Genomic DNA, 20,965 nt, shown 5'->3' on the forward strand with positions numbered 1-20,965 from the left:
AGGGTCCACTTCTGGTTGGCGCCGGTGTGGCAGGTCCACAGGTGCACGGCCTGACCGTCGGCCGGGTTGTTGCCCGAGACGTCCAGGCACTTGCCGGTCTGCGGGTTCTTCAGCGTGCCGTCCGCCTGGGCCGACCAGTTCTGCGCGCCCGTGCCGTTGCACGTCCACAGCTGGATCTTCGTCCCGTCGGCCGAGGCGCCACCCGAGACGTCCAGGCACTTGCCCAACGCCTTCACCGTCGAGTTCGGCGTCACCGTCCACGTCTGCGCCGCGGTGCCGTTGCAGCCGTAGATCTGGATCTGGGTGCCGTCGGCCGTGGCGCCGTTGCGCACGTCCAGGCACTTGCCGCCCAGGCCCCGGATCGGGCCGACGCCACCGCTGCCGCCGGACCTGACCAGGGTGAAGTCGTCCACGTCGAAGAGGCCCGTGCCCGACCCGGTGAAGGTCAGGTAGAGGTCCCGGGTGCCGGACGGCACGCCGGACAGGGTGGTCGTGACGTCGGCGAAGGTGGTCCAGCTGCCCGTGTTCGGCACGGCGACCGAGCCGAGCACGGTGCCGGTGGTGGATCCGGTACGCACCTGGAGGGTGCCGCCCGGCCCGCCGGAGACGACCCGCGCCCGCAGCGACGTCGCCCCGGTCAGGTCGACCCCGGCGTACGCGGCCCAGTCGCCCGGGTCGATGTGCCCGAGGGTCTGGCCGCCGTTGGCGCCGGCCTTGGCGAACGGGGCGACCCCGCCGGCCGAGCTGAACGCCTCCGCCTGGACGGTGGTGTTCCCGCCCGGCGGGTCGACGCCGAGTTCCTTGATCCGGATGTTGCGGAACGAGGCGTCGTCGCCGGTGCCGTGGTTCTGGAGCCCGATGTGGCCGGCGAGCGAGCGGGCCGGGTCGGTGTTGGTGAAGTCGTTGATCTTCACCCCGTTCAGGAAGACCTGGAGGCGCTCGCCCTCGACGAGCAGTTCGTAGGTGTTCCACTCCCCCGGCGGGTTCAGCGCCGCGTCCCGGGCGGCGATGTCGGCGGACTTGAAGGTGTAGACCGCGCCCGTGGTGCGGTCGGCCGCGTCGGTGGCGTCGATCTGGATCTCGTAGCCGTTGTTGACCGCCGACCAGGGGTCGCTGGAGGGCGGGAAACCGATGAAGACGCCGGAGTTGTCGTCGCCGGCGAGCCGCCAGTCCAGCTTGAGCGAGTAGTTGGTGAACTGCTTCGCGCTGTACCAGTACAGGCCCATGCCGCCGACCGAGGTCAGGGTGGCGTCGGCGTTGGTGAAGCTGCCCGGCCCGGCCTGGGACCAGCCGGTGGTGGAGCCGTTGTAGATCGGCGTGTAGCCGGTCTCGGGCCGGCAGTCGGCCTTGGCCCGGCCGGCCGCGTACCGGATGCCGCCGAGCAGGTGGGCGCGGAACGCCGGCTCGGCGTACGACGCCTGGGTGTGCCCGCCGCCGGTGTAGAAGGCCCGGCCCCCGCTGTGGGTCTTGCACCAGGAGTGCGGGTGGTCGGCGCCCATCGAGCCGCCCGTGTAGGAGGACTCGTCGAGGGTGGCCAGCACGCGGGCGGTGGAGCGGGCGTTGGTCTGGTAGTTGTACCACTCGTCGGTGCGGGTCCAGGTCTGCGGCAGGTGCGCGGTGGCCGCGTGCGCCCGGTGCTCCACCTTCACGTTCGCCTGCTGGATGTGCGGGTGCGAGGCGAAGTACGCCCCGACCAGGCTGCCGTAGAAGGACCAGCCGTACTCGGTGTCGGCGGCGGCGTGCACGCCCACGAAGCCGCCGCCGGCGCCGATGTACGACTCGAAGGCGCTCTGCTGGGTGGCGTCGAGCACGTCGCCGGTGGTGTTGAGGAAGACCACCGCCTCGAAGCGGGACAGGTTGGCGGTGGTGAACTGGGCGGCGTCCTCGGTCGCGGTGACGGTGAAGTTGTTGGCCGCGCCGAGGTCGCGGATCGCCTGGGTGCCGACCGCGATGGAGTCGTGCCGGAAGCCGGCGGTCTTCGAGAAGACCAGCACGTCGTACGGGGCGTCGGCGGCGCTGGCCGGGTTGGCCGGGGTGGTGCAGGCGAGGACGGCGAGGACGGCGGTGGCCGCGCCGAGGAGGGGTCGGAGGAGTCTGCGCATGTCGCTCTCCAATGCCGGGCTGTCGAGGGCCTGCCGGGGCGGGGGGGGGCGCGGCGGCCCCTCCCCGCCTCAGGTCAGGGCAGGGTCCACTTCTGGTTGGCGCCGGTGTGGCAGGTCCACAGGTGCACGGCCTGACCGTCGGCCGGGTTGTTGCCCGACACGTCCAGGCACTTGCCGGTCTGCGGGTTCTTCAACGTGCCGTCCGCCTGCGCCGACCAGTTCTGCGCGCCCGTGCCGTTGCACGTCCACAGCTGGATCTTCGTCCCGTCGGCCGAGGCGCCCCCGGAGACGTCCAGGCACTTGCCCAACGCCTTCACCGTCGAGTTCGGCGTCACCGTCCACGTCTGCGCCGCGGTGCCGTTGCAGCCGTAGATCTGGATCTGGGTGCCGTCGGCCGTGGCCGCGTTGCGCACGTCCAGGCACTTGCCGCCGAGACCGACGACCGGGCCGGTGCGGACCGCCGCGGCGGTGGTGAAGGCGAACGTGTCCACGTCGTAGAGCGCGCCGGTGCCCGTGCCGGCGAACGTCAGGTAGAGCGTGCCGGTGCTGGCCGGCGCCCCGGAGATGCTGCCGCTGACCGTGGTGAACGTGTCCCAGGCGCCGGTGACCGGGACGGTCGCGGAGCCGAGCACCGTGCCGGTGGGCGAGCCGACCCGCACCTGGAGGGTGCCGCCGGAGCCGGCCGAGGAGACCCGGGCGCTGAACGAGGTCGCGTTGTCGATCCGGTACGGCTCGAACGCGATCCAGTCGCCGTTGTTGATGTCGCCGACGGTCTTGCCGCCCTCGGCGGTGCCCTTGTCGAAGGTCCCGACGCCGGAGGAGGTCTTGAAGTGCTCCGCCTGGCGCTTGCGCGGCTGGAGGGTGTGCTGCTTGTGCGTGGTCAGCCCGCCGGCGTCGGTGTACTCGGCGTCGAAGATGGCGAAGATGTTCGCCGCGTCGTCGTGTTCGCCGTCGACCGGGATGGTGATGGAGCCCGAGCAGCCGTTCTTCGAGGTGATCTGGTGGCCGTGGTTGTCGTGGCCCAGCACGTACGTCATCTTGACCTTGGTGCAGTCGATGGCGGCGTCCTCCGGGTCGGTCACGGTGATGCTGAACGGCACGGTGTCGCCGTAGCTGAACAGCTGGCCGTTGGCCGGGCTGTTGATGGTGACCGTGGGCGCGGTGTTGCCGACGCCGATCTGCACGTTCGCCGTGCCGGTGGCGCCCTGGGGGTCGCGGACGGTCAGCGTGACCTGGTAGGTGCCGTTGGCGGTGTACGTCTTGCTGGGGTTGGCCGTCGTCGAGCTGGTGCCGTCGCCGAAGGCCCAGGAGTACGTCAGCGCGCCGCCCTCCGGGTCGGTCGAGCCGGCCGAGGAGAAGTTCACGGTCAGCGGGGCCGCGCCGGAGGTCTTGTCGGCCGCGGCGACGGCGGTCGGCGCCCGGTTGCCGCCGGCGATGTAGTCGTAGCGGTAGAGCGCCGAGTTGGCGTCGCCGTTGAAGTAGCCGGTGCCGTAGTCGAGGATGTAGAGCGCCCCCTCGGGCCCGAACGCCATGTCCATGATCTGCTTGCCGTTCCACGGGAACGTGTCGATGGTTCCCGGGCTGCCGTCGGCGTTGAGGTGGATCGGCTTGACCCAGCCCCGGCCGAGTTCGCCGGCGAAGAACTGCCCGTCGAAGGACTGCGGGAACTTGGTGGTGGAGTTCAGCGCGGCGTCGTACCGGTAGACGGGGCCGGCCATCGGCGACTCGGAGCCGCCGCCGAACTCCGGCGGGGTGCCGGCGTCGCCGGCGTACCGGATCCAGGCCGGCTTCGCCCCGGGCAGGGTGGGCAGCCCGGTGTTACGGAAGGAGTTGTTGGTCGGCCCGCCGGCGCAGTTGAACTTCGCCCCGGCGGTCCCGGCGGCGAAGTCCCACTCGGCGTACGTCTCGGTGGCGGTGTTGGTGCCGGTGCAGTACGGCCAGCCGTAGTTGCCGGGCCCGGTGACCCGGTTGAACTCGACCTGGCCGCTCGGGCCCCGGGCGCTGGTGGTGCCGGCGTCGGGGCCGTAGTCGCCGACGTGGACGATGCCGGTGGCCCGGTCCACGCTCATCCGGAACGGGTTACGGAAGCCCATCGCGTAGATCTCGGGGCGGGTCCTCGGGTCCGAGTCGACGAACATGTTGCCCGCCGGGATCGAGTACGTGCCGTTGGCGTTCACCTTGATCCGCAGGATCTTGCCGCGCAGGTCGTTGGTGTTGGCCGCGCTGCGCTGCGCGTCGTACGCGGGGTTGCGGTTGGCGCGCTCGTCGATGGGCGCGTACCCGGCCGAGTCGAACGGGTTGGTGTCGTCGCCGGTGGAGAGGTAGAGGTTGCCGGCGGCGTCGAAGTCGATGTCGCCGCCGACGTGGCAGCAGATGCCCCGGTCGGCGGGCACGTCGAGGATGTCGACCTTGCTGCCGGTGTTGATCGTGAAGTCGGCGTTCAGGGTGAAGCGGGAGAGCCGGTTGACGCCCTGCCAGGCCGAGAAGTCGCTGCCGGTCGCCGGCGCGTCGCCGGCCGGGGTGGCCAGCGGCGGCGCGTAGTAGAGGTAGATGTGCCGGTTGGTGGCGAAGTTCGGGTCCGCCCCGACGCCCTGCAACCCCTCCTCGTCGTGGGTGTAGACCGGCAGCGTGCCGATCACGGAGGTGGTGCCGGCGGAGTCCGTACGCCGGACGGTGCCGTTGCGGGCGGTGTGCAGGACCGACCGGTCCGGCAGCACCGCGATCGTCATGGGCTCGCCGACCTCGGCGACGCCCTTGGCGAGGGTGACCTGCTGGAAGTCGGTGCCGACGATGGGGTGGGCCTGGGCCGGGGTGGGGCCGCCCAGCGCGGTCGGGCCGGCGCCGAGGGCGACCGTGCCAGCCGTGGCGACCAGCAGCAGCGCCGATGCGGCGGAGAACCGGCGTCGGGTCCGGTGGGTGGGGGCGTCCTTGTTGGACATCGGTTGAGCCGTCCCTTCCTGACGAGTGACTGCCAGGGCGGGCGCGCGCCGTCGCGCCGGATGCCGTAGCGGGGGTGCGGTCGGCCCGCCGGGTGCCGTGCCCGGCCGGCCGCGACCTGCGAGGGATGGGGCGGACCCCATCGTTCGGAGGTCACCAGTCGATGGGTTCCCGCGCCGCCGGTTCACCTCGACGAAACACATTCGTGATGGCCCGACATTAAATGGCGCACATCGATGTGTCCATACCTTCCGCCGATTCGGCACTAACTTTCGTCGATATCGTGGAAAGTCACCGGCGCGTGGCGACTCAGCAGGGCCGGTCGACGGCCTGGGCGGCGAGGGCGGCAAGGGCGGCGCGGGCCTCGGCGGTCACGGGGGCGGACCCCAGGGCCGCCAGCGCGGCGTCGGCGCGCACCCGGATCATCCCCTCGATCCGCTCGCGGGCCCCGGTGGCCTCGATGATCTTCCGCAGCTCGGCGGCGCCGTCGCCGTCCAGCGCCGGGTTGCCGAACAGCTCCCGCAGCCGCCCGGCCTGCGCCCGGTCGGCGGCGCCGCGGGCCAGCGCCATCATCACCGTCGGCTTGCCCTCCCGCAGGTCGTCCAGGACCGACTTGCCGGTGACCGTCGGGTCGCCGAACACCCCCAGCACGTCGTCGCGCAGTTGGAACGCGTCGCCCAGCGGGTCGCCGAACTCGGCCAGCGCGGCGACGAGCTCCGGTCCGGCCCCGGCCAGCGTCGCCCCGATCTGCAACGGCCGGGTGACCGTGTAGCGGGCCGCCTTCATCCGGACCACGGTCAGCGCGCTCGCCACCGACCCGTCGCCCACCCCGGAGACCAGGTCGAGGTACTCCCCGGCGATCACCTCGGTGCGCATCAGCGCGAAGACCGCGTACCCCCGGTGCACCCGCCCCACGTCCAGGCCGCACTCGTGGAACATCTGGTCGGACCAGGCGGCGCAGAGGTCGCCGCAGAGCAGGGCGGTGTTGCGCCCGTACGCCTCGGGGTCGCCGCGCCAGGACGAGCGGGCGTGCAGGTCGGCGAAGAGCCGGTGCACCGACGGCCCGCCCCGGCGGCGGTCGCTGCCGTCGAGGATGTCGTCGTGGATCAGCGCGAACGCGTGGAACAGCTCCAGCGCGGCGGCGGCCGCCACGATCGGGGCGCCGTCGGCGCCGCCCGCGCCCCGCCATCCCCAGTAGCAGAAGAGCGGGCGCAGCCGCTTGCCGCCGGCCAGCACGAACCGGTGCAGCGCGGTGAAGACGCCCCGGGGAGCGCCGTCCGGCCAGTCCCGGCCCTGCCGGTCGAGGAACGCGGCGAGCGCGGCGTCGAACCGGGCCCGCAACCCACTCGTGTCGGTCGGGACGACCACGGCGGTCACGACCCCTCCCCGGACCGCCCGCTCGGCGGCGGGGGCGCCGCTCGGCGCGGCGGGGGCGCGGCCCGGCGCGGCGGCGGGGGCGCGTCGGGGGCCCTCGGCGGCGCCAGCCCCGCCAGCTCCAGCAGCAGGGCCTTGACCTCGGTCGCGGCGACCCGCTCCCGGGCGGCGGACGGGTCGGAGCAGAGCAACACCGGCCCGTCGGCCGGGTCGGCGGGGAGCCGGCCGTGCGACCCACGCACCGCCCGGGCACCGGCGTCCAGCCCCACCACGCTCATCAGGTAGCGCAGCCCGAGCTTCTTGCGGGCCAGCGCCACGGCGGCCCGCCGCTTCGCCGCGCCCGGGGCGGCCGGGTCGAGGAACAGCTCGGCGGGGTCGTAACCAGGCTTCCGATGGATCTCCACCAGCCGGGCGAAGTCGGGCGCGCGGGCGTCGTCGAGCCAGTAGTAGTAGGTGAACCAGGCGCCCGGCTCGGCGACGAGGAGCAGCTCGCCGGCGCGCGGATGGTCCAGCCCGTGCGCGGCCCGGCCGTCGGCGTCGAGCACCTCGGCCACCCCCGGCAGCCCGGCGCAGAGCGTCGCCACCGCCGGCACGTCGGCCGGGTCGCGGACGTAGACGTGCGCCACCTGGTGGTCGGCCACCGCGAAGGCCCGCGAGGTCCACGGGTCCAGGTACTCCATCCCGGCCTGGGTGTGCACCCGCAGCAACCCCTCGGCGCGCAGCAGCCGGTTGACGTCGACCGGGCGGGAGACGTCGGTGATGCCGTACTCGGAGAGCACCACCACGGTGGCGTCCCGGGCGCGGGCGGCGTCCAGCAGCGGCCCCAGCACCCCGTCCAGCTCGGCCGCCGCCGCGGCGGCCCGGGGCGACGAGGGGCCGAAGCGTTGCAGGTCGTAGTCGAGATGGGGGACGTAGACCAGGGTCAGGTCCGGGGACTCGTCGGCGAGGATCCGCTCGGCGGCCCGGCAGATCCACACCGACGAGGCCAGCCCGGCGCCCGGCCCCCAGTAGCTGAACAGCGGGAACGTGCCGAGCCGGCCGGTGAGGGCGTCGTGCAGCTCCGGCGGGTCGGTGTAGCAGTCCGGCTCCTTGCGCCCGTCCGCCCGGTAGACGGGGCGCGGGGTGACCGTCCAGTCCACGTCGGCGCCCATCGCGTACCACCAGCAGACGTTGGCGACCGTCCAGCCCGGCTCGACCCGGCGGGCCGCCTGCCACAGCTTCTCCCCACCGACCAGGGCGTGGTGCTGCCGCCAGAGCAGCACCTCCCCGAGATCCCGGAAGTACCACCCGTTGCCGACGATCCCGTGCCCGGCCGGCAGCTCCCCGGTGAGGAACGTCGACTGCACCGGACAGGTCAGCGCGGGCAGCACCGTGCCCAGCTCCGCGCGGAAGCCGGCGTCGGCGACCGCGCGCAGCCGGGGCATGTGTGCCAGCAGGCGGGGGGTCAGCCCCACCACGTCCAGCACCACCAGCCGGCGGCTCATGCCGGCACCCGCCGGCCCGCCGGCGTCAGGCCCAGGGCCACCAGCTCCGCGCGGGCGAAGGCCAGCTCCGCGGCGATGCCGACGGCCAGCTCCGCGTCGGTGCGCGGGCGCCGCGCGGCCGGCAGCACCCCCCAGGTGTACGTCTCGACGTCGAGGTGGTCGCAGCCCGCCCCGGGCCCGGCGTAGAGCGCGGCCAGCGCCGCGCGCAGCACCGGCAGGGTCGAGCCGAGCGGCGGCTCGGGCGGGGCGTGCAGCGGCACGTGGTAGTGCACCCGCCACGGCCCGGGCAGCCGCGCGTGCAGGGCGGCGTCCAGGTCGTCGGCGGCGTGGGCGGGGTCGGCCGGGTCCGCCGCGCCCGCGCAGCCGGCGGCGCGCGTCTGGTGCAGGAAGCGCGGCTCCACCCAGCGGCGCAGCTCCGGCGTCGCCCCGGCGGGCGCCTCGATGGCGGCCGACACCTGCACCTTCACCACCGGCAGGCCGGCCGCGCGCAGCCGGCCCAGCGCGTCGGCCGGCTCCTCCCAGGCGCAGGCGAGGTGGGCGAGGTCCAGGCAGACGCCGAGGCGGTCGGTGTCCAGGCCGGACAGGGCCGCGACGGCCTGGCCGGTGCTCTCCACCACGCAGCCCGGCTCCGGCTCGAAGCCGACCCGCACCGGCCGGCCGGTCTCCCGCTCGACGGCGGCGAGACCGGCCGCGAGCTGGTCGAGCCGGCGGCGGGCGGCGTCCGCGCGGGCGGTGTCCCAGGGCCGCCGCCAGGCCAGCGGCAGGGTCGAGACCGAGCCCCGGGCCGCGTCGTCGGGCAGCAGGTCGGCGAGCACCCGGGCCAGGTCCAGGGTGTACGCGAGCCGCCCGGGCGTGGTCCAGTCCGGCTGGTAGACGTCGCCCTTGACGACGGGCGCCTGGAAGGCCGCGTACGGGAAGCCGTTGAGGGTGACCACCTCCAGCCCCCGGGCGGTCAGCTCGGTGCGTAGCCGGCGACGGGCGGCCGGGTCGGCGGCCAGCTCGGCGGCGACCGGGGCGGCCAGCCACAGGCCGAGGCCGAGCAGGTCGGCGCCGAGCGCCTCGCGGACGGGCACGGCGTGGGTGTCCAACTGGCGGAGGATGCCGGCGAGGTCCTCGGCGGGGTGCACGTTGGTGCAGTAGCCGAGGTGGACGGTGTCGCCGCCGGCGTGCCGCAGCCGCATCAGCTGCCGCCGCGCAGGATCGAGTTGCCGGCCCAGGTGCCGCTCGCCGCGTCGACGGCCGGGTCCAGGTCCGTCAGGTCGAGGCGCCCGGACTGGCCGTAGAACTCGACCGGGTTGCGCCACAGCACCCGGTCCACGTCGTCGTCGGTGAAGCCGGCCAGCAGCATCGCCTCCCCGGTGGCCCGGGTGAGCAGCGGGTCCGAGCGGCCCCAGTCGGCCGCCGAGTTGACCAGCACCCGCTCGGTCCCGTACGCCCGCAGCAGTTCCACCATCCGGGGCGGGGACATCTTGGTGTCGGGATAGATGGAGAAGCCCAGCCAGCAGCCGGTGTCCCGGACCAGCCCCACGGTCACCTCGTTGAGGTGGTCGAGCACCACCCGGCCCGGTTCGACGCCGGACTCGGCGACCACGGCGAGGCTGCGCTCGACGCCGCGGACCTTGTCCCGGTGCGGGGTGTGCACCAGCGCCGGCAGGTCGTGGGCCACGGCCAGGGCGAGCTGGGCGGCGAACGCCTCGTCCTCCTCCGGGGTCATCGAGTCGTAGCCGATCTCGCCGACCGCCACCACGCCGTCCTTGTCGAGGTAGCGCGGCAGCAGGTCGAGCACCGGGCGGCAGCGCGGGTCGTTGGCCTCCTTCGGGTTCAGCGCCACCGTGGCGTGGTGGCGGATCCCGAACTGCCCGGCCCGGAACGGCTCCCAGCCGACCAGCGAGTCGAAGTAGTCGGCGAAGGAGGCGGCGCTGGTGCGGGGCTGGCCGAGCCAGAACGCCGGCTCCACCACCGCGCGGACGCCGGCGGCGGCCATCCGCTCGTAGTCGTCGGTGGTCCGCGAGGTCATGTGGATGTGCGGGTCGAAGATGCGCATCACGCCTCCTGGTTCGCGCGCAGCCGGGTGAGCAGGTCGATCGCGTCCGCCGGCATGGCGCGCCCGGCGGCCCGCCGCTCGGCGGCCAGGCCCGCGAGCATCGCGGCGAGTTCGCCGTCGGCGCGGGCGTCGAGGTCCTGCACCACGGCCAGCGGCACGCCGGTGAACACGCACTTGAGCACCGCCTGCCGCCAGGCGGCCGGGTCGAGGTGCCGGGCGTACGGGCCGAGGGCGGCAGCCAGCAGCCGGGTGTCGTTGGTGCGGATCGCGTCGTGCAGCAGCGGCGTCCCGGCCGCGCCGATCGGCAGCAGCGGCAGGGCCTTGAGCACGGCCCGCTTCTCGGCGGCGTCGCCCTGCCGGTAGCGCGACTCGGCGTGGATGGCGTGGTCGGTCCGCAGCGCGGTCAGCAGCAGGGCCCGGGCCGCCTCGTCGGCGCTCCAGCCGGGGGCCCCGGCCAGCGGCGCCCGGCCGCAGCGCCGCCCGGCGGCCGGGAAGAACCCGTCGATCGCCGCCGGTTCGGCCGCCACCCGCCGCAGCGCCGCGTCGAGCCAGTCGGGATGGGGTACGCCCCGCAGCGCGGCCCGCAGTGAATCCGGTGTCATCCCCGTCTCCTCTCTCGTGCTGCCGTCGTGGCCCGTCACCGTTCCCGTCGCGCCGCTTCCTTCGTGGCGGCGCGCAGGAAGTCGAGCGAGCGGGCCGCGACGGCGGGGGCGGCGTGCGAGTGTCGGGGCAGCTCCACGGCGACCAGGCCCCGGTAGCCGGCGTCGTCCAGGGCGCGCAGCACGGGCGGGAAGTCGATCTCGCCGGCGCCGAACTCCAGGTGCTCGTGCACGCCCCGACGCATGTCGTCGATCTGCACGTTGACCAGGTACGCGCCCACCTCGCGCACGCAGTCGGGGACCGGGCGCGGCTCCAGGCAGCGGCAGTGTCCGACGTCGAGGGTGATGCCGAAGCGGGCCGGGTCCCCGAGCGCGCCGCGCAGCCGACGCCAGCCGGCGATGTCCTCGACCAGCATGCCGGGCTCCGGCTCGAAGCCGAGGGTCGTCCCGGCCGCCTCGGCGGCGTCGAGCACCGTCGCGCAGCCGGCGACCAGCCGGTCCCAGGCGGTCGCGGGCGGAACCGTCTCGGGGCGTACGCCGGACCAGAGGGAGACAACCTCCGCGCCCAGGTCGGCGCCGATCCGCACGGCCCGGCGCAGGAACTCGATCCGCCGCGTCGGGTCGTCGTGCAGCAGCGTCGGCGCGTGCTTGTGCCACGGGTCGAGCAGGTAGCGGGCGCCCGTCTCGACGACCACGGCGAGGCCGAGCGCCGCGAGCCGGCGGGCCACGGCGGCCACCCGCCGGGCCAGCCCGGGGGCGAACGGGTCGAGGTGGTCGTGGTCCAGGGTGAGCGCGACGCCCTGGTAGCCCAGGTCGGCGAGGACGGCGAGCGCGTCGGCCAGCCGGTGGTTGGCGAACCCGTTGGTCCCGTAGCCGAACCGCGGCCCGTCGCCGCCCCCGCCAACGGCACCGGATCCGGCCGGCGCGGGCGCGCGCCCGCCCGGGGCGGCCGCCGGGACCCGGTGGGCCGGCGCGGGGGGCGGTGGGGCGGTCACGTCGGGGAGACCTTCCGGGCCAGCCGGCCGCCGAGCGGCGCGGCGGCCGCCACCGCGAGCCCCAGCAGCCCGGCCCCGGCGCGGGCGGCCAGGGCGCCCTGCAACGCGGGCAGCCCGGTGATCCCGGCGCCGACCGCCGCCCGCACCCGGCCGGCGCGGGGGTCGGCCGCCGCCCTGGCCTGGGCCGCGCCGTAGCGGGCCGCGTACCAGCCGGCCAGCAGGGCCGGCAGCGCGGCGGCGACGGCGGGGCCGCGCCCGGGCACGCCGGTGGGCCCCCCGCGGGTGACGACCAGGGGGCGGCCCGGCCGGGCGCGGACGGGGCGCGGCGGGACGGCGGCGCTCGCGGCGACCAGCGCGGTGCCGGCGAGGGTACGCAGCGGCAGCGCCGCGTCGGCGCCGGTGACCTCCCGGCGGGAGAGCGCGGTGACGGTCCAGGTGTGCGCGGCCACGGTGACCGCCGCCGGCACCGCCCGCAGCGCCCGGCCGCCGGTGGCCCCGAGCAGCACGTCCAGCCCCCGGCAGGCGGCCATCACGGCCGGGCCGGCGGCGGTCGACTTCGCCGCCAGGTCGTACCCCCAGACGGCGGCGGCGAGGCCGACCGCGACCGTCGCGGCGCGCCGGCCTCCGGCGGCGGTGGCCAGCGCGACCCCGGCGGCCGTGAACCCGGCGGCGAGGCCGAGCGCCGCCCCGGGGGCCACCCGGCCGCTGGGGATGGGCCGCTCGGGGCGCTCCACGGCGTCCAGTCGGCGGTCGGCCCAGTCGTTGGCGGCCATCCCCGCCCAGTAGAGCAGGACGGACGCGGCGGCCAACGCGGGCGTACGCCGGCCGAGCGCCCCGGCGGCCGCCGCCCCGGCGACGACGTCCCCGGGCACCGACAGCGCGGCGGGCGCCCGGACGAGTTCGGCGAGGTCAGCGAGGCGCGGCATCGGCGCCTCCCGCGTGCAGACGGCGGGCGAGCCCGCACAGCCGGGTCCACTGGTCGGCCAGCGAGTGGGTGGGCGCGCCGAGCGGGTCCTTGAAGAAGAAGGCGAGGTCGGTCAGGGGGCCGGCGTGGCCAGCGGCGTGCGCGGCGGCGGTGAGCCGGGCCAGGTCGAGCACGAGGGGCGCGGCCAGCGCGGAGTCGCAGCCGTGCCAGGTGAACTCCATCCGCATCCCGGTGCCGAGGAACCCGTCGAAGGTGATCAGGTCCCAGGCGGTCTTGAAGTCGCCCAGCGCCTCGACGTACTCGATCCGGGTGCCGCCCTGCGGCAGGTGGCCGAGGGTCTCGCCGAGCACCCGCTGCTTGCTCTCCGTCTTGGCCGCGTTGGCCGCCGGGTCGGCGAGGGTGGCGCCGTCGCCGCCGCCGAGCAGGTTGATCCCGGACCAGGAGCGCACCGCCAGGTGCCGCATCGCGAACATCGGCGCGAGCACGGACTTGACCAGGGTCTCCCCCGTCTTGCCGTCGTGCCCGGCGTACGGGATCGCGCCCTCGGCGGCCAGCGCCGTCAGGGCCGGCAGCCGCAGCCCGGTGGACGGGGTGAAGTCGACGTACGGGCAGCCCGCCCGCACCGCCGCGTACGCGTAGAGCGAGCTGAGCGGCAGCACCTCGTCGCCACCGGCGAGCGCGGCCCGCAGCGCGTCCGGGTCCGCGTGCCCGGGATGCGGGCGGGCGGCCGCTTCGGTGGCCGAGACGTTGACCACCACCACGCGGTCCAGCCGGTGCCGGCGGCGGAAGTCCGCGAGGTCGCGTACGGTCGCTGCGGCCCGGTCCGCCTGGGTGCCGCCGGCGGGGGCCGGACGCAGCTCGCGTTCGACGGCGGCCAGTTCGTCGGTGAGGGCGGCGACCAGCCGGGCGGGCAGCACCCCGGCGGCGGCCAGGGCCTCGGCCCGCTTCGCCAGCGGGGTGGTCGCGACGTCGTGCCCGCCGAAGACCAGGTCGGTGAAGGCCGGCAGGGCGGGCCCGCGCAGGTCGGGCAGCTCGGTGACGCAGCCGGTCGGGCCGGTAAGCCCGGACCGCAGGGCGAGCGCCCCCACGATGCTGGTGGTCGCGACCGAGCCGCGCGCTCCCACCAGCCAGACACCCGTACGCATGGTGCTCCTTCCCGCTCAGGAGGAACCAGCCGTGCATTGAGTTATATGAATATCAGAAGTTTGTTCAGAAAGATACGGATCTGTGCGGATGGGCCCCGTCCGCCGGCCGCCCCGGGAGGAGCCCACCGGTCCGGTGTCGACGTCGGCGGCGACGACCCCGGCCCGGTTCCCGGTGCGGGCGCGGACGGACGGGGCTGGCAGGCAGGGCCGGTCGGCGTCTCGTCCCTGCCTCCCCCGCATCCGCCGGTCGGGCTACGGCGCGCGCCGACCGGACGTCGTGGGGTGACGCGGCCCGGCGTGGCCGCCGGGTGGTGACGGTCCTCCGGTGCGACCGGGGAATCCCGGTCCGGCCGCACCGGACGACCGTCCTGCTCGTGCTCACCGGGCCACGCCGGCCCGGTGAGCACGTCCTCCGGTCCCGACCTCGTCCCGGCCGCGGGGCGCAACCGCGGCCGGTCCCTCGCCGGTCGGCGCCGGAGTCGACTCAGGCGGCGACCGTGGCCAGGGCCGGCTCCACCTCGGTCCACGAGGAGCCGAGCTCCGCCGACCGGGTCACCGCGTCCAGCACCAGCTGGACCTGCAACCCATCGACGAAGGAGGGGGCCGGGTCGACGCCGGTGGCGACCGCCTCGATGAAGTCGCGCGCCTGGTGGGTGAAGGAGTGCTCGTAGCCGATGAGGTGGCCGGGCGGCCACCAGGCGGACATGTACGGATGCTCCCCCTCGGTCACCAGGATGCGGGTGAAGCCCTGCTCGGCGGCCGGTCTCGTCGCGTCGTAGAACTCCAGCTCGTTGAGGCGCTCCAGGTCAAAGGCCACCGTGCCCAGCGAGCCGTTGATCTCCACCCGGAGGGCGTTCTTGCGCCCCGTGGCGAACCGGCTCGCCTCGTACGTGGCCAGCGCGCCACCGTCAAGCCGGGCCACGAAGACCGCCGCGTCGTCGACGGTGACCAGCCCGGTGGCCGGGCGGTGACCGTCGGCGCCGTCCACCGTCGGCGCCGCCCCGTCCACCGTCGCCGCCAGCCCGCTCGACCCGGCCGGCAGCGGCCGTTCCTTGACGAACGTCTCGGTGATCGCGCTGACCCCGGTGATCCGTTGGCCGGTGACGTACTGGGTCAGGTCGATGATGTGCGCGCCGATGTCGCCGAGCGCGCCGGAGCCGGCCCGGTCCCGCTGCAACCGCCAGACCAGGGGGAACTGCGGGTCCACGATCCAGTCCTGCAGGTACGTCGCCCGGACGTGCCGGATCACCCCGAGCCGCCCGTCGGCGACGAGCTGGCGCATCATCGCGACCGCCGGCACCCGTCGGTAGTTGAACCCGCACATCGACCGCACCCCGGCGGCCTGCGCGGTGACGGCCGCGGCGGCCATCGCCCGGGCCTCGGAGATCGTGTTGGCCAACGGTTTCTCGCACAGCACGTGCTTGCCGGCGGCCAGCGCGGCGAGGGCGATCTCGGCGTGGCTGTCCCCGGGCGTGCAGACGTCGACCACGTCGATGTCGTCGGAGGCGACCAGGTCGCGCCAGTCGGTGGTGTACGCGTCCCAGCCGAGCCGGTCGGCGGCGTCGGCCACCTTCCCGGCGTCCCGGCCGCAGACCAGCGACATCCGGGCCCGCGTCGGCAGGTCGAACACCCGGTTCACGGTGCGCCACGCCTGCGAGTGCGCGGCGCCCATGAACGCGTAGCCGACCATGCCGACCCGCAGTTCTCTGTCTGTCGTGGACAAGGTGGGTCTCCCCCCGTGTGTCAGAACCCGAGCTTGAGGTAGTTGCCCGCGTTCTCCTTGGTGATCGTCTCGGAGGCGAGGATGATCTCCTTGGGTACCTGGAGTTCCACCAGGTCGGACATGCCCTTGCCCTGGCCGATCAGCCGGGCCAGGGAGATTGCCGAGGACGCCATCGAGGGGCTGTAGGTCACGGTCGCCTTGAGCACCGTGTTGTCCGCCTGGATGTCCTCCATCGCCTTCTTCGAGCCGGCGCCGCCGACCATGAAGAACTCCTTGCGACCGCTCTGGTTGACCGCGGCCAGCACGCCGATGCCCTGGTCGTCGTCGTGGTTCCAGAGCGCGTCGATCTTCGGCAGGGCCTGGAGCAGCTGCGCCGCCTCCTGCTGACCCGAGTCGGCCGTGAACCGCGCCGCCCGGCGGTTGGCGACCTTGAAGCCGCTCGCCGTCAGGGTGTCGACGAAGCCCTTCGACCGCTCCTGGGTCAGCTCCAGCTCGTCCATGCCGGCGATCTCGCCGATCACCGGGTTGCTGATGCCCTTGGCCTTGAACTGCTCGATCATGTAGGTGGCGGCGGCCACGCCCATGCCGTAGTTGTCGCCCTTGATCTGGAGCCGGTAGGCCCGCGCGTCGGGGAAGGCCCGGTCCAGGTTGACCACCGGGACGCCGGCCTTCATCGCCTCCAGGCCGAAGGCGTTGAGCTCCTTGCCGTCGTGCGGCAGCAGCACGATCACGTCCGGCTTCTGCGAGATCAGCGTGGACAGCGCCGCCCGCTGGGCCGCCGCGTCCGCGCCGGCCTCGACCGACTTGAACTCCACGTCGGAGTACGCCCCGGCCTGTGCCTTGGCGTTGTTGGTGATGGCGGCGATCCAGCCGTGGTCCGCGGCCGGCGCGGAGAAGCCGATGACGACCCGCTTGCCGGGCTCGCTGTTGCCGCCCGGCGCGGCTGCCGCCTTGGTCTGTGCCTCGGTCGGCTGGGCTTCGTTGCTGGTGCAGCCGGCGAGCAGCACGCCGGCGCCGACGGCGGCCCCGCCGAAGAGCAGTCGGCGGCGCGACATGTCGCGACTGTGCTGGGTCATGACGACCTCCTGGGTTGACGGTGGTGGAGGAAATCTCGCGGTGCGGTACGGAAGAGGGCGTGCGGGGCCCGGCCACCGTCGCTCGGGTGGCCCGGATGCCGCGCGGGTCGGTGCGGTGCGGGTCAGGTGGTGGTGAGCCGGTTGCGGCGCAGGAACTGGGTGAGGCTGCGGAACTGGACCTGCTGGACCAGGACGGCGGCGACGATGATGCCGCCCTTGACCATGTTCTGGGCCTCCGTGGAGAGGCCGTTGATGGCGAAGAGGTTGGTGATGGTGGCGAAGATGACCACCCCGAGCAGGGAACCGATGATGGTGCCCCGCCCGCCGCTGAGCAGCGTGCCGCCGATGATCGCGGCGGCGATCGCGTCCAGCTCGTAGAGGTTCGCCATCGCCGCCTGCGCCGAGTTGGCCTGGGCGGTGAGCATGATGGCGGCGATCCCGCAGCAGAGGCCGGAGAGCGCGTAGAGCAGCACGGTGTGCCGTCGGACGTTGATGCCGGCGAGCCGGGCGGCCTCCGGGTTGCCGCCGACGGCGACCGTACGCCGGCCGAAGGTGGTGCGGTTGAGCAGCACCCAGCCGGCGGCGACCACGGCGGCCAGGATGTAGACCAGCAGCGGAATGCCGAGCAGGCTGTTGCTGGCGAGGCCGTTGATGAAGGCGTTGTCCGACACCTGGGTCTGCTTGTCGGAGATCTCCGCGGCCAGGCCCCGCGCGGCCACCAGCATGGCGAGGGTGGCGATGAACGGCACCAGCCGGCCGTACGAGATGAGCAGCCCGTTGACCAGGCCGACCGCCAGCCCGACGGTGAGCGCGCTGAAGATCATGCCGCCGGCGCCGTAGCTCTGGGTGGCCACCGTGGTGCACCAGACGCCGGCCAGCGCCACGATCGCGCCGACCGAGAGGTCGATGCCGCCGCCGATGATCACGAAGGTCATCCCGACGGTGACCACGCCGACCACGGCCGCCAGCTTGAGGATGCTCAGGACGTTGTCCCACACCCAGTCCGGGTCGGAGTACAGGTCGGAGCGGGTGAGGGCGCCGATCACGACGAGCACGGCCAGGACGCCGAGCAGGCCGAGGTTGCGGCGGGCGCCCTCGCCGCCGTCGCCCCGCCACCAGGAGATCCGGCCCGGGGCGGCGACCTTGTCGACGGCCGCCGCGGTCTGCGCCGGGTCCACCGGCGGCGACTGCGCCGGCAGCTGCGGCGCCGCGGTGGGGGTGAGGGGCTCGCTCATGCCGGTGCGCCTTCCATCAGGGACCCCGCCATGACGAGGTCGAGCACGGTGTTCTCGTCGAGTTCGCCGGCCGGGGCCTCGCGGACGACCCGCCCCTCCCGCATCACCAGCACCCGGTCGGCCAGGCCGAGCACCTCGGGGACCTCGCTGGAGACCAGCAGCACCCCCACGCCGCGCGCCGCCAGCCCCCGGATCACCTGGTAGAGCTCCGCCCGCGCGCCGACGTCCACGCCCCGGGTCGGCTCGTCGAGCAGCAGCAGCCGGGTGCCGCCGAGCAGCCAGCGGCCGACCACCACCTTCTGCTGGTTGCCGCCGGAGAGGGTGCGCACCGGCCGGCGTACGTCGCGGGGGCGCAGTTCCAGGCTCTCGGCGATCCGGTCCGCCTCGGCCCGCTCCCGCCCGACGTCGGTGAACCCGGCGCGGGCGTATCGGGCGAAGGTCGCCAGGGTCACGTTGCGGTAGATCGGCTCGCCCAGCAGCAGCGCCTGGCTCTTGCGCTCCTCGGGGGCCATCCCCATGCCCGCCCGCACCGCCGCGCCGACGTTGCCGGGACGCAGCGCCCGACCGGCCATCCGCACCGAGCCGGCCTCGGCGCGGCGCGCGCCGTAGATGGTCTCCAGCAGCTCGGAGCGGCCCGAGCCGACCAGTCCGGCGATGCCGACGATCTCGCCGGCCCGGACCCTGAGCGAGACGTCGGCGAACTCGCCGGCCCGGGTCAGCCCCTCGACCGTGAGCAGTTCCGCGCCGTCGGCCGCGCCGGCCGGACGGTCCGGGAAGACGTACTCGATGGTGCGGCCGGTCATCCGGCTGACCAGGTCGCGGGTCGGGGTGTCGCGGGCCGACAGGTTCGCCGCGGTGGTCCGGCCGTCCTTGAGTACGGTGACCCGGTCGCCGATCTCGCGGATCTCCTCCAGCCGGTGCGAGATGTAGATGACGGCGATGCCCTGCGCGGTCAGCTCCCGGATGATCCGGAACAGGTTGCCGACCTCGTCGTGGGCCAGCACCGCGCTCGGCTCGTCCATGATGATCAGCCGGGCCTCGTGGGAGAGCGCGCGGGCCATGCTGACGATCTGCTTCCCCGCTGCGGGCAGCGCGCGCACCATCCGCCCGGGCGGGATCTCGGCGTGGCCGAGCCGGCCGAGGATCTGCCGGGTACGCCGGGCCATGGCGCCCCGCCGGACGAAGCCGAGCCGGCGCGGCTCGTGACCGAGGAAGGCGTTCTCCGCGACCGAGAGGTCCTCGACCAGGTCGAGTTCCTGGTAGATGGTGGCGATGCCGGCGCGCATGGCGGCCTGCGGGTTGGCGAAGGTCGCCGGCTCGCCCCGCCACTCGAGGAGCCCCGAGTCGGGCCGGTGCACCCCGGCCAGCACCTTGATCAGGGTGGACTTGCCGGCGCCGTTCTGCCCGAGCAGGCAGTGCACCTCGCCGGCGCGCACCTCCAGCTGCACCCCGTCCAGGGCCCGTACGCCCGGGAAGGTCTTGACCACGTCGGTGAGGCGCAGCACCACCTCGCCCGCGACGGCGTCGGCGGGCGCCTCGACCAGCGGGGCGCCGACGGAAACGACCTCCGGCGGCCCGGCGGCGGGCGGCTCCTCGGTTCGGGCCACGGTCTCCTCCTCGCGCTCGCTCACGACGCCTTCCTTGTTCGCGACTGCGGGGCTCGCAGACCCGGCTCACTCCTCGCGCTCACAGGGCCACCTCCGTTCGCGACTGCGGGGCTCGCAAACCCGGCTCACTCCTCGCGCTCACAGCGCCTTCTCTGTTCGCGACTGCGGGGCTCGCAAACCCGGCTCACTCCTCGCGCTCACAGGGCCACCTCCGTTCGCGACTGCGGGGCTCGCAGACCCGGCTCACTCCTCGCGCTCACGATGCCTCCCCGAAAGCGACGTCGCTGGCGAGCACGGCCGCCCCGGCCACGCCGGCCCGGGGGCCGAGTTCGGAGAGGACGACGGGAAGGTTGCCGGTGGCCAGCGGCAGCGACCGGCGGTAGACCACGCTGCGGATCTCGGCGAGGAGGATGTGCCCGAGCTGGGCGAGCCCCCCGCCGATCACGATCATCGACGGGTTGGTGAAGCTGACCAGCCCGGCCAGGACTCCACCGACCCGCCGACCCCCGTCACGGATCAGCTGGATGCAGGCCACGTCCCCCTCGACGGCACCTCCGGCGACGTCGAGGGCGGTCACCGCGCCGCGCGCGGCGAGCCGTTCGGCCAGCGCGGGCGACACCCCGCTGCGTGCGGCGGCGGTCGCGTCCTTCGCCAGCGCGGCCCCGCTGAACAGCGCCTCCAGGCAGCCGACGTTGCCGCAGGAGCACATCGGGCCGTGCGCGTCGACCTGGATGTGGCCGATGTCCCCGGCGCAGCCGTCGGTGCCCCGGTAGACCTCGCCACTGAGGTAGATCCCGCACCCTATTCCGGTGCCGATCTTCACGAAGAGGAAGTCGTCCACGGAGTGGGCGACCCCGCCGTGCCGCTCCCCGATCGCCATGATGTTGACGTCGTTGTCGACCACCGCCGGGCAGCCGTGCTCGCGGGTGAGCAGCTCGCGCACCGGGAACCGGTCCCAGCCCGGCATGATCGGCGGGGAGACCGGCACGCCGTCGCGGAAGCTGACCGGACCGGGCACCCCGATGCCGACGGCGTCGAGCCGCTCGTAGGCGCCGTCCACCCGGGCCTTGTGCAGCAGCTCGTTGACCCGCTGGAGGATCACCTTCGGGCCGGTGCGGATGTCGGCCGGCTCGGCGTACGCGGCCACCGGCTCCAGCCGGCCGTTGACCACCTCGACGTCGATGGAGCTGGCGCCGAGGTCGACGGCGGCGAAGCGCAGGTGCGGGCTCAGCTCGACCAGGGTGGAGCGGCGACCGCCCCGGGAGGCGGCCAGCCCCGCCTCGGCGACGTAGCCGAGGCCGACGAGCCGTTCCAGCTCCGCCAGCAGCCGGGGGCGGGGCATCTGCAGCCGGTCGCCCAGCTCGGCCCGGGACACGGCGCCCTCGTCACGGAGCAGCCGCAGCAGCCGTACGTGCAGGGGATCGACGGACCGCACCGGATTCACCTCTTCGCGGGGCTCGTTCACATCGACGTAATGCCGAGGTGTCGTGCCCGACACAGTAGGAGTGTTCCGAGTCACGTGTCCAGAGCTTCGGCCGATCTGACGCAAACTTTTGTCCGTTCGAGCAAAAGCCTCGGGCGGATCAAGAAAAGCCCGCCGCCGCCGCGGTTGCGCTCCGCCCCTGGCGGGGCCGCGCGTCGGGGCAGGAAGCAGAGCCACGGGCACGATCGCGGGGCGCGCGGGGTGGGCAGCAGGCCGCCCCGCCACCGGGAGGGTGG

At 74.4% G+C, this 20,965-nt stretch carries 15 protein-coding genes; all 15 read right to left on the reverse strand.

What is annotated here, in order from left to right; translation table 11 throughout:
• Positions 1-2,102, reverse strand: a 2,102-nt coding sequence (locus tag ACSNN9_RS22100) for a ThuA domain-containing protein (protein ID WP_436675176.1), incomplete at its 3' end; no start/stop codon positions are given.
• Between the two features lie 74 nt (positions 2,103-2,176).
• Positions 2,177-5,041: a PQQ-dependent sugar dehydrogenase gene (locus ACSNN9_RS22105; protein ID WP_436675177.1), complete on the reverse strand. Its 2,865-nt coding sequence runs from the start codon at positions 5,039-5,041 to the stop codon at positions 2,177-2,179.
• A gap of 307 nt (positions 5,042-5,348) precedes the next feature.
• On the reverse strand, positions 5,349-6,416 hold the full coding sequence (locus ACSNN9_RS22110) for a polyprenyl synthetase family protein (RefSeq protein WP_436675178.1): 1,068 nt from the start codon (positions 6,414-6,416) through the stop codon (positions 5,349-5,351).
• On the reverse strand, positions 6,413-7,897 hold the full coding sequence (locus ACSNN9_RS22115) for an alkaline phosphatase family protein (protein WP_436675179.1): 1,485 nt from the start codon (positions 7,895-7,897) through the stop codon (positions 6,413-6,415). The genes ACSNN9_RS22110 and ACSNN9_RS22115 overlap by 4 nt, the downstream gene beginning before the upstream one ends.
• Complete coding sequence (eboE, locus tag ACSNN9_RS22120; protein WP_436675180.1) at positions 7,894-9,078, reverse strand: metabolite traffic protein EboE; 1,185 nt, start codon at positions 9,076-9,078, stop codon at positions 7,894-7,896. Before eboE ends, ACSNN9_RS22115 begins: the two co-directional genes overlap by 4 nt.
• On the reverse strand, positions 9,078-9,941 hold the full coding sequence (locus ACSNN9_RS22125) for a TatD family hydrolase (protein WP_436675181.1): 864 nt from the start codon (positions 9,939-9,941) through the stop codon (positions 9,078-9,080). The genes eboE and ACSNN9_RS22125 overlap by 1 nt, the downstream gene beginning before the upstream one ends.
• Entirely contained in the window at positions 9,941-10,543 is a 603-nt protein-coding gene (locus tag ACSNN9_RS22130) for an EboA domain-containing protein (protein WP_436675182.1), read from the reverse strand. The genes ACSNN9_RS22125 and ACSNN9_RS22130 overlap by 1 nt, the downstream gene beginning before the upstream one ends.
• 35 nt (positions 10,544-10,578) lie before the next feature.
• The gene (locus ACSNN9_RS22135) at positions 10,579-11,535 is read right to left on the reverse strand and encodes a sugar phosphate isomerase/epimerase family protein (protein WP_436675183.1); all 957 of its coding nucleotides are present in this window, start codon (positions 11,533-11,535) and stop codon (positions 10,579-10,581) included.
• Complete coding sequence (locus ACSNN9_RS22140) at positions 11,532-12,461, reverse strand: SCO3242 family prenyltransferase (RefSeq protein WP_436675184.1); 930 nt, start codon at positions 12,459-12,461, stop codon at positions 11,532-11,534. Before ACSNN9_RS22140 ends, ACSNN9_RS22135 begins: the two co-directional genes overlap by 4 nt.
• Positions 12,445-13,605, reverse strand: a complete 1,161-nt coding sequence (locus tag ACSNN9_RS22145; RefSeq protein ID WP_436675185.1) for an inositol-3-phosphate synthase — start codon at positions 13,603-13,605, stop codon at positions 12,445-12,447. Before ACSNN9_RS22145 ends, ACSNN9_RS22140 begins: the two co-directional genes overlap by 17 nt.
• Positions 13,606-14,089: 484 nt before the next feature.
• The gene (locus tag ACSNN9_RS22150) at positions 14,090-15,295 is read right to left on the reverse strand and encodes a Gfo/Idh/MocA family protein (RefSeq protein ID WP_436675187.1); all 1,206 of its coding nucleotides are present in this window, start codon (positions 15,293-15,295) and stop codon (positions 14,090-14,092) included.
• Positions 15,296-15,348: 53 nt separating this feature from the next.
• Positions 15,349-16,404 (reverse strand): substrate-binding domain-containing protein, encoded by a 1,056-nt coding sequence (locus tag ACSNN9_RS22155; protein WP_357878695.1) that lies wholly within the window; start codon positions 16,402-16,404, stop codon positions 15,349-15,351.
• A gap of 122 nt (positions 16,405-16,526) precedes the next feature.
• Positions 16,527-17,639, reverse strand: coding sequence for an ABC transporter permease (locus ACSNN9_RS22160; protein ID WP_436675186.1), 1,113 nt, complete (start codon positions 17,637-17,639; stop codon positions 16,527-16,529).
• Entirely contained in the window at positions 17,636-19,147 is a 1,512-nt protein-coding gene (locus tag ACSNN9_RS22165) for a sugar ABC transporter ATP-binding protein (RefSeq protein ID WP_436675188.1), read from the reverse strand. Before ACSNN9_RS22165 ends, ACSNN9_RS22160 begins: the two co-directional genes overlap by 4 nt.
• A gap of 355 nt (positions 19,148-19,502) precedes the next feature.
• The gene (locus ACSNN9_RS22170) at positions 19,503-20,681 is read right to left on the reverse strand and encodes an ROK family protein (RefSeq protein WP_357878689.1); all 1,179 of its coding nucleotides are present in this window, start codon (positions 20,679-20,681) and stop codon (positions 19,503-19,505) included.
• Positions 20,682-20,965: the final 284 nt, after the last annotated feature.

Origin of the sequence: Micromonospora sp. URMC 107, from assembly GCF_051386315.1 — a bacterium.
Taxonomy (GTDB): Bacteria; Actinomycetota; Actinomycetes; order Mycobacteriales; family Micromonosporaceae; genus Micromonospora.

Coding starts and splice junctions, on each gene's coding strand:
- ACSNN9_RS22105 (WP_436675177.1), bottom strand. CDS start 5,041: ATGTCCAACAAGGACGCCCCCACCCACCGGACCCGACGCCGGTTCTCC.
- ACSNN9_RS22115 (WP_436675179.1), bottom strand. CDS start 7,897: ATGAGCCGCCGGCTGGTGGTGCTGGACGTGGTGGGGCTGACCCCCCGC.
- eboE (WP_436675180.1), bottom strand. CDS start 9,078: ATGCGGCTGCGGCACGCCGGCGGCGACACCGTCCACCTCGGCTACTGC.
- ACSNN9_RS22125 (WP_436675181.1), bottom strand. CDS start 9,941: ATGCGCATCTTCGACCCGCACATCCACATGACCTCGCGGACCACCGAC.
- ACSNN9_RS22130 (WP_436675182.1), bottom strand. CDS start 10,543: ATGACACCGGATTCACTGCGGGCCGCGCTGCGGGGCGTACCCCATCCC.
- ACSNN9_RS22140 (WP_436675184.1), bottom strand. CDS start 12,461: ATGCCGCGCCTCGCTGACCTCGCCGAACTCGTCCGGGCGCCCGCCGCG.
- ACSNN9_RS22145 (WP_436675185.1), bottom strand. CDS start 13,605: ATGCGTACGGGTGTCTGGCTGGTGGGAGCGCGCGGCTCGGTCGCGACC.
- ACSNN9_RS22150 (WP_436675187.1), bottom strand. CDS start 15,295: ATGGTCGGCTACGCGTTCATGGGCGCCGCGCACTCGCAGGCGTGGCGC.
- ACSNN9_RS22155 (WP_357878695.1), bottom strand. CDS start 16,404: ATGACCCAGCACAGTCGCGACATGTCGCGCCGCCGACTGCTCTTCGGC.
- ACSNN9_RS22160 (WP_436675186.1), bottom strand. CDS start 17,639: ATGAGCGAGCCCCTCACCCCCACCGCGGCGCCGCAGCTGCCGGCGCAG.